The sequence below is a fragment of the Microbacterium sp. genome, assembly GCF_031988965.1.
Lineage (GTDB): Bacteria > Actinomycetota > Actinomycetes > Actinomycetales > Microbacteriaceae > Microbacterium.
The window spans coordinates 1-7,851 of sequence record NZ_DALZXX010000136.1; the positions used below are offsets into that span (position 1 = coordinate 1).

At 68.6% G+C, this 7,851-nt stretch carries 7 protein-coding genes; 2 read left to right on the top strand and 5 right to left on the bottom strand.

Translation table 11 applies throughout. The annotated features are described in order from the left end of the window. Positions 1 to 6: 6 nt before the first annotated feature. The 5 genes from RTM68_RS15555 to RTM68_RS15575 form a co-directional block, all read right to left on the bottom strand. On the bottom strand, positions 7 to 2,265 hold the full coding sequence (locus RTM68_RS15555; RefSeq protein ID WP_312172616.1) for an FAD-dependent oxidoreductase: 2,259 nt from the start codon (positions 2,263 to 2,265) through the stop codon (positions 7 to 9). A 42-nt stretch (positions 2,266 to 2,307) separates the two neighbouring features. Beyond that, entirely contained in the window at positions 2,308 to 3,630 is a 1,323-nt protein-coding gene (locus tag RTM68_RS15560) for an extracellular solute-binding protein (RefSeq protein ID WP_312172619.1), read from the bottom strand. Positions 3,631 to 3,670: 40 nt separating this feature from the next. Further along, complete coding sequence (locus RTM68_RS15565; protein ID WP_312172622.1) at positions 3,671 to 4,576, bottom strand: carbohydrate ABC transporter permease; 906 nt, start codon at positions 4,574 to 4,576, stop codon at positions 3,671 to 3,673. After that, positions 4,573 to 5,427: a sugar ABC transporter permease gene (locus RTM68_RS15570; RefSeq protein WP_312172625.1), complete on the bottom strand. Its 855-nt coding sequence runs from the start codon at positions 5,425 to 5,427 to the stop codon at positions 4,573 to 4,575. The genes RTM68_RS15565 and RTM68_RS15570 overlap by 4 nt, the downstream gene beginning before the upstream one ends. A gap of 312 nt (positions 5,428 to 5,739) precedes the next feature. Beyond that, a complete protein-coding gene (locus RTM68_RS15575; RefSeq protein WP_312172628.1) occupies positions 5,740 to 6,276 on the bottom strand; it encodes a CGNR zinc finger domain-containing protein in 537 nt (178 codons plus the stop codon). Positions 6,277 to 6,315: 39 nt separating this feature from the next. On the opposite strand from RTM68_RS15575, the gene RTM68_RS15580 reads away from it, so the two are divergent. Next, entirely contained in the window at positions 6,316 to 7,296 is a 981-nt protein-coding gene (locus RTM68_RS15580) for an EamA family transporter (RefSeq protein ID WP_312172630.1), read from the top strand. Between the two features lie 266 nt (positions 7,297 to 7,562). Further along, on the top strand, positions 7,563 to 7,851 hold a 289-nt coding region (locus RTM68_RS15585; protein WP_396654240.1), incomplete at its 3' end, for a GntR family transcriptional regulator.

A 7,851-nucleotide genomic window follows, 5' to 3' on the forward strand; every position in this document is an offset into this window, starting at 1 on the left:
CCCCGGTCATGATTGCACCCGGAACGCGACCACCCGCGCCTCGCGGGTGCCGTTCGTGCGCGCGACGACGAGTCGTGCCGCACTGAACGGGCCGAGGTCAGCGGGCAGCTCGTGCACGCGCAGCCGGTGACGGTTGTCGCTCGCGACGGCGACGACCCGCCACTCCGAGGATCCGTCGGGGAGCACCTCGACGCGGTAGTCGCGCACCAGCTGGGGCAGGACCTCGTCGGGGCTGCGGTGGTGGTGCAGAGTGTTCAGCTCGAGGTCGAGGTCGTCGTCGAACACCAGTCGGATCTCGGATGCCGTCACGGGGACATCCCAGTCGAGGCGCAGCCACGGCTCACCTGTCGCCCGCGGGTCGGATGCCCACATGTGCGGCCCCCCGTGCGGGCGGTTGTAGCCCGAGGTCGCGCGCTCGGGAGCGAGGGCCTCGGAGTCGGGGCTCGTGCGGAACACGACACTGCGTCCGCGCAGCGGCTTGGTCGGCCATCGCACGAGGAGACCGTCTCGATCGACCTCGACGTTCTGGTCGTCGTTGTCGACGCGGTGGGTCAGGGTCAGGACGCCGGGCGGCAGCGGCGAGGTCAGGTGCAGGCTCACCCCGGGATTCGCGCGTACGACGATGATCGCGTTCTGCGGTGCATCCGGCGCGAACGGGGTGGCGACGCGCACCCACTCGCGGTCGACGGCGGGAACGTCGACGACGATCGCGTGCTCGAGGTGGGCGGGCACGACGTTCTGGGGCTTGCCGGTCGACCAGACCTCGACGGTGAGCGTCGTGTCGGCGTCGGCCGAGACGAGCAGCTCGGTCGCGTCGAGCGCCGGATGCACGGGCACGACGATGCCGAGGTCCTCGACGAGCCGGTGGCTCTCGGCATCCGCATCCGCTGTCGACGTGCCGAGAGTGCGCAGCGTGCTCGACGCACTGACGGTGGCCGCCCGCGCGAGATCGTGCTCGTCGTCGTTCGCGACGCCCACGAGCGAGGCGTCGGCGCGCAGCAGCGTCTGGCGCAGGTCTTCGCGGTGGTGCCGGTAGAGCTCGCGCGGGGTCGCATCATGCGTGAGGCAGAGTGCCGCCGCCGTGCCCGCGGCCTCGCCCATCGCCGCGCACGTGGCCATGACGCGTGCCGCACCGAAGGCGATGTGGGTGGCCGAGACGTTGCGCCCCGCCATCAGCAGGTTCTCGACGTTCGCGGAGTACAGCGACCGGAAGGGGATCTCGAAGAGTCCGTCGGAGAACCGCTGCACGGCCCCGGCCCCGGTCGAGTACATGCCCTCGGCCGGATGCAGGTCGATCGACCACCCGCCGAAGGCCACGCCGTCGTCGAAGGAGGTCTGCTCGATGACGTCCTGCTGGCGCAGCGTGTGATCGCCGATGAAGCGCCGGTACTCGCGCTTGCCCGGGATGTTGCCGATCCATTCGAGTGTGAGGTTGTCGGCATCGAACTCGCCGGAGTTCTTGATGTGGTCCCAGATGCCGAGGATCACCGAACGCAGCTCGTCGCGGATCTGCTCGTTGTCGTCGACGATGTCGAGCTGACCGCCCCACTCGATCCACCAGTAGTGTGCGCCGCTGTCGCCGCTGCGGATGATGCGCGATGCCGGGATCGGCGTGGTCGTGATGTCCTTGGCGCTCTCCGGCGCGACGTACTTGACCGGATGGCCGAGGTCCTTCGTGTAGAACAGCAGCGTGGATCCGAGGAACTCCCGCGTCGGCTGCTCGGGCGCCCAGTCCTCGCCGAACTCGTCGCGTCCCTCCTTGCCCAGGCGATGGCGTGCGCCGACGAACTCGCCGACCAGCCCGTCGCCCGTGCAGTCGAGGAAGAGCGGTGCGCGGAAGACCGTGCGGATCTCCGATCCCATGGTCCACCCGGTGACCGAGACGACGCGGCGCGCATCGTCGGGGCCCTCTGCCTCGGCCTCGATCACCTCGGTGTTGAGGAACAGCGTCAGGTTCGGTTCACGCCGCACCGTGTCGAGCACCACGTCGTCCCAGTAGATCGGGTTGCCCTCGGGGTTGCGGAACTGGTTCTCGCGATAGAGCTCGCCGATGATGCCGGTCTCGCGCGCCCACCGCTGGTTGCCGTGCGCGGTCGCTCCGCACACCCACACCCGCACCTCCGATGAGGAGTTGCCACCCAGCACCGGCCGGTTGTTGATCAGCACGGTACGACGACCGAGGCGAGCGGCCGCGACGGCGGCGCTCACCCCGGCGAGGCCGCCGCCGACGACGATGATGTCGGCTTCGACGGTCTGGGTGCGCATGGGGGTCCTTTCAGGAGGGGGGGAGTGGTGCGGTGTCGTTCCTCAGGCGAGCAGCTTCTGGGCGGCTTCGCCGGCCTGGGCCATCGCGTCCTTCGCGCTCTGCTGGCCCACCAGCACGGCCTGCACACGATCGGCGATCGTCGTCTCGATCTGCGCGTACTCCGGGAACTGCCAGAACGGGTTCGTCGTCGCCGTGGCGGTGATCTTCTCGGCGAAGCGCGAGCCGAAGGCATCCGCCTTCACCGCGGCCGACGCCTGCGCCTTCTCGGTCACCGGCGGCAGACCGCGCAGCTCGTAGTCGGCCGTCACGGCATCGAGGTCGCTCGTCGACCACTGGCCGAAGTCCGCAGCCGTGCGCGTGCCGTCTCCTCCGCCGACGACCACGATCGCGCCGCCCCACACGAGGGCGCGCGGGGTGTCGCCCTTCTTCAGCACCGGACGCGACTGCGGCAGGAGCTTGGAGTCGAGATCGGGATCCGGAGAGTCCTTGGTCACCGAGCTGCGGCCCACGGGAGCGTCGTCGTACATGGCCGTGCGCCCCTGGGAGAACAGCGACCGTGCATCGAACCGGTCGACATCCGCGGCGATGAGTCCCTGGTCGTAGAGCGACTTGTACCAGGTGACGGCCTCGATGCTCGCGTCATCGCCGATCGTGACCTTGCCGTTCTCGACGAGCTCGCAGCCGAAGGTCTGCATCCAGATCAGGACGTCCTTGAGCTGTGCGGCCTTCGTCGACGCGGCGTAGGGGATGAGTCCGTTGCCGAGCCCCTTGAGCTTCTTCAGCGCCTTCTCGAAGTCGTCGACGGTGGTCGGGAACTCCGAGACGCCGGCCCTGTCCATGATCTCCGAGTTGGTGACCAGCCCGATCGCGCCGATCGTCCACGGGAATCCGTACTGCACGCCGTCGAGCTGCGCGGCTTCGAGCGCGGATGCCGTGTAGCCGCGTCCCTTCGTGAGGGCCGAGACGTCCTCGAGCTTGCCGAGGGCCGCGAGCGAGGCGAGCCACGCGACGTCGACGTGTGCGGCGCCGGTGAACTGTCCGCCCCGCACCTGCAGCATCAGCTGCTTGAAGTACTCGTTGTAGGGGAACGAGACCTCGGTGATGCCGACGTCGCTCTTCTTCTTGTAGCCGTCGAGCAGCGAGCGGATCGCGGGTGCGGCTGCCTCTTCGGTCAGCGACCAGCTCGCGAACGAGAAGTCGGTCGCGGTGAAGTCGCCGGCGGAGAGGCCGCCGCCCGGTGTGCCGGCAGGGCTTCCGGCGCCGCCGCCGCTGGGCATGCACGCCGTGAGCAGGAGGCCTGCGGCGCCGAGACCGGCGAACTGGAGCAGCTGGCGGCGGGAGACGGAGATGGAGTTCTCGGACATGGTTGTGCTCTCTCTCTTCTTCGAGGGACTGTCGGCGGATTCAGCCCTTGACCGCACCGGCGGTCAGGCCGCCGACGAGGAAGCGCTGCAGGGCGATGAAGGCGATGGCCACGGGCAGCGACACCGCGAGGGATGCCGCCATCAGCTCGGGCCAGGCCGTGGAGGCCTCGCCGATGAACGTGTTGACGAGGCCGGGAGGCAGCGTCTGCTTGTCGGGACCGGCGAGGGTGAGGGCGAAGATGAAGTCGTTCCATCCGCGCACGAACGCGAAGAGTCCGGCGGCGATGAGCCCGGGACCGGCGAGCGGCATCACGATGGAGTGGATGATGCGCATGCGTGAGGCGCCGTCGACTCGGGCCGCCTCGATGAGCTCGTCGGGGATGGTGTCGAAGAAGCCCTTCAGCATCCACACGCACAGCGGCAGCGTGAACGTCGTGAACGACAGCACCAGCGCCGTGTAGGTGTTGAGCAGGCCGTACGCCGAGAACACCGCGTAGAGCGTGATGAGCAGCAGTGCCTGCGGGAACATCTGCGAGGCGAGCACGAAGTACATGAGGCTGCGGCGACCGCGGTAGCGGAACTTCGAGAACGCGTAGCCCATGTAGGCCGACACGATCACGGAGAGCACCGCGGTGATCACCGACACCAGGATGCTGTTGCGCAGGTACCCGAACAGTGCCGGGTTGTTCAGCAGTGCGGCGTAGGCGTCGAAGGTGATCTCCGACGGGAACAGCTTCGGCGGGTAGGAGAAGACCTCGGTGCGCGGGGTGAGCGAGGTCACCAGCAGCCAGTAGACCGGGAGCAGCGCGAACCCGCCGAACACGACGACGGCGACCCAGGCGCTGATCGTGACGGCTCGTCGATCCGCGCGCCGCGGACGGCGGCGCGGAGCGGGCGCGATGGGGGCGGCCACGGCGGCCGGGGTCTCGGTGAGGACAGCGGTCATCGCTTCTCTCCCTTCTCGGACAGGCGGACGTAGACGACCACGAGCCCCATCAGCAGCACCATCCACAGCAACCCGAGGGCGCCGGCATGGCCTAGGTCGAATCCGTCGAACGCGGTCTCGTAGACGGCGGTCGCGAAGGTCTGGGTGGATCCGGCGGGGCCTCCGCCGGTGAGCACGTAGATGATGTCGAAGTGCTGGAAGTTCCAGATGAACTCGAGCAGCAGGACGAGCCCGATGATGCCCTGCATCTGCGGCACGGTGATCGAGAAGAAGCGGCGCACGGTGCCGGCGCCGTCGATCTCGGCGGCCTCATGCAGCTCGATCGGCACGGTCTGCAGGCCGGCGAGCAGCATCACCATCATCCAGGGGAACGACTGCCAGGTCTTCGCGACGATCACGGCGGCCATCGCGCTGGTCGGGTTCGCGAGCCACGCCTGCGGCTCGCCGATCAGGCCGAGGCTCTCGAAGAGGGAGTTGAGTACGCCGTAGTTGGCGTTGAAGATCCACATCCACAGGAACGAGACGACGACTCCGGGGATCAGCCAGGGGATGAGCATGAGACCGCGCATGACCTTGGCTCCGCGGATGCGGGTGTTCAGGGCGAGCGCGAGCCCGAAGCCGATCACGAACGGGGCGATCGTCGTGCCGAGCGTGAACACCAGAGTCTGACCGAGCAGGCGGAAGAAGTCGCCGGTCAGCACGTCGATGATGTTCTGGAATCCGACGAACTCGCGGCCGGGCTCGACGAGGCTCTGCTTGTAGAACGCGGTGATGAGCGCGGTGATCAGCGGGTAGACGACGACCGCGGCGAGCAGAGCGAGCCCGGGTGCCGTGAGCAGCAGGGCGAACATGCCATCGGAGAGCCGACGTGGCTTTCGATCTGTGTCTAACTGTGTAGAACTGATCGTTTCTGTCATCTAGGTCATCCTTGGCCTTGGGGTGAACAGGGGCACAAGCGCTGTGCTTTCGGGCGGTTAACAGTATTTCCAGGCTCGGGTGCCCTCGTCAACCGGACAAGCGAATCGGTAGAAACTGTTAAGTTCTGGTTGTTTTAGGAAACATGGCTGTGCGCACGCAGGATCGGCTCGCCATCCGGGGTGCGCGCGCGAGGGCGGATGGTCCGCGTCTCTCGCGGTCACCCGGGTCTCGTGTGGGCCGGTGAATCAGGCCCGGGTGCGGCGGGCGCGGTAGGCGGCGACCGCGTTGCGGTTGGTGCACGTCGTCGAGCAGTAGCGCTTCGAACGGTTGCGCGAGAGGTCGAGCGCGAGGGCCTCGCAGGTGTCGTCGGCGCAGATCGAGATCCGCGACCCCTCGTCGGCGCGGATGACGTCGATCAGTGCCATGGCGGTCTCGATCTGCACGCGCTCCGCCAGTGGGCGCTCGTCGGCGACAGCGTGCAGATGCCAGTCGACGCCGTCATGGCGGACGAGGCGCGGGGAGAGGGTGCTCTCGGCGAGCGCCGCGTTGACGTGCCCCGCCATCTCGTCGCGGGGCGCGAGCAGCATGGAGCGCAGACGGGAGCGGATGCCGCGCAGGGCCGCCAGCTCGGCATCGTCGCGATCGATACGACCGGAGTATGGGAACTCGGCGAGGAATGCCGCGTGATCGGCGAGGGTCTCGAGGGTCTCGGGTTCTTCGGCGGAGTTCACCAGCCAGACGGCGGCGCGCAGCGCCTCTTCGGTGTCATCGGCGAAGATCATATTGACACCTTACAACTCGCGCGAGTAGCGTCACCTGTCATGAGCACTTTTGCCAATGACGCGTCGGCACGGGGGGTGCGCCTCGGGCTGCCGCTGGCGATCGGCGCGGCCTTCGCCTTCGGGATGTCGGGCGCCTGGGCGCGAGGGCTCATCGATGCGGGGTGGACGCCGGGTGCCGCCGTCACCGTGCGCGTCTGGGTCGCGGCACTCGTGCTGCTCGTGCCGACGATCCTGTCGCTGCGTGGCCGATGGGGAACGCTCAGAAAGAACGCCGGCATGGTCGCCGCCTACGGACTGCTCGCCGTGACAGCGACGCAGCTCTGCTACTTCCAGGCCGTCGCCGTGATGGACGTCGGCCTCGCGCTGCTCATCGAGTACACCGCGCCGATCGCCGTCATCCTGTGGCTCTGGCTCCGCCGGGGTGAACGGCCGACTCGACGCAGCGTGATCGGTGCGGCCATCGCCTTCGTGGGCCTCGTGCTGATGCTCGACATCATCACCGGCGCCGAGGTCGACGTCGCCGGCATCCTCTGGGCGCTCGCCGCGATGGTGGGCGCGGCGACGTACTTCCTGCTCTCGGCCAAAGCCGACACCGGGCTGCCGCCGATCGCGCTCGCCGGGGGAGGGCTGCTGCTCGGCGCGGTGGCGTTGACGGTCGCCGGCCTCGTCGGCATCCTGCCGATCGCCTGGACGACCGACGACATCGCCTACCGCTTCGGAACGGTTCCGTGGTTCGTGCCGGTGCTCGCGATCGGCCTGATCGCCACGGCTCTCGCGTATGTGCTCGGCATCGCGTCGACGCGGATGCTGGGCTCGCGCCTGGCATCGTTCATCGCGCTGTCCGAAGTGGTCGCCGCGCTGCTCTTCGGCTGGTTGCTGCTCGGGCAGCTCCCCGATCTGCTGCAGGCCGTCGGGGCGGCGCTCGTGCTGGTCGGTGTCGTCGTCGTGAAGCTCGGCGAGCCGCGCCCGGCCGAGTTCGTGGAGCCTGTTCCGGATGCTGTGGAGGTGCCGCGGCCGTAGTTCGGCATCCCGCGCCGCGTGGCCGTGCCCCCGCGCCGTACGGGGTCAGATTCGCACCTTCCAGGGGCGATCTGGGTGCTCTATTGGCCCCGCCTGGTGGGGAGGTGCCGTTCTGGCCCCGCGCCGCGGAGAGCGGGATGAGGTGCGGGCGGAGGGCGGATGGGGTCGCGAACGTATGTATACGCGCAACGACGGTTTCTGGCATTACAAGGCCATTCCCCCGGTCTTATGTATACACTGAGGGTATGAGCTCCGTCGTCGATCGCATCAGCGCGAGCGATCGAGCCCACGCGGCGCTGCTCGACGAGATCCAATCGGGCGTGCTCCCCGCCGGATTCGTGCTGGGTGAGGTCGAGCAGGCCGCCCGCCTCGGCATCAGTCGCACGCCGATGCGCGAGGCCCTCCGCCGCCTCGCGGCCGACGGCCTGGTCGTGCAGCAGTCCCCTCGGGTCACCGTGGTCGCCGATCTGGACGCCGACGACATCCGCGCGCTGTTCGAGATCCGCCGCGCGCTCGAGGAGACCTCCGCGCGCCTCGCCGCCCAGCGGGGCGACG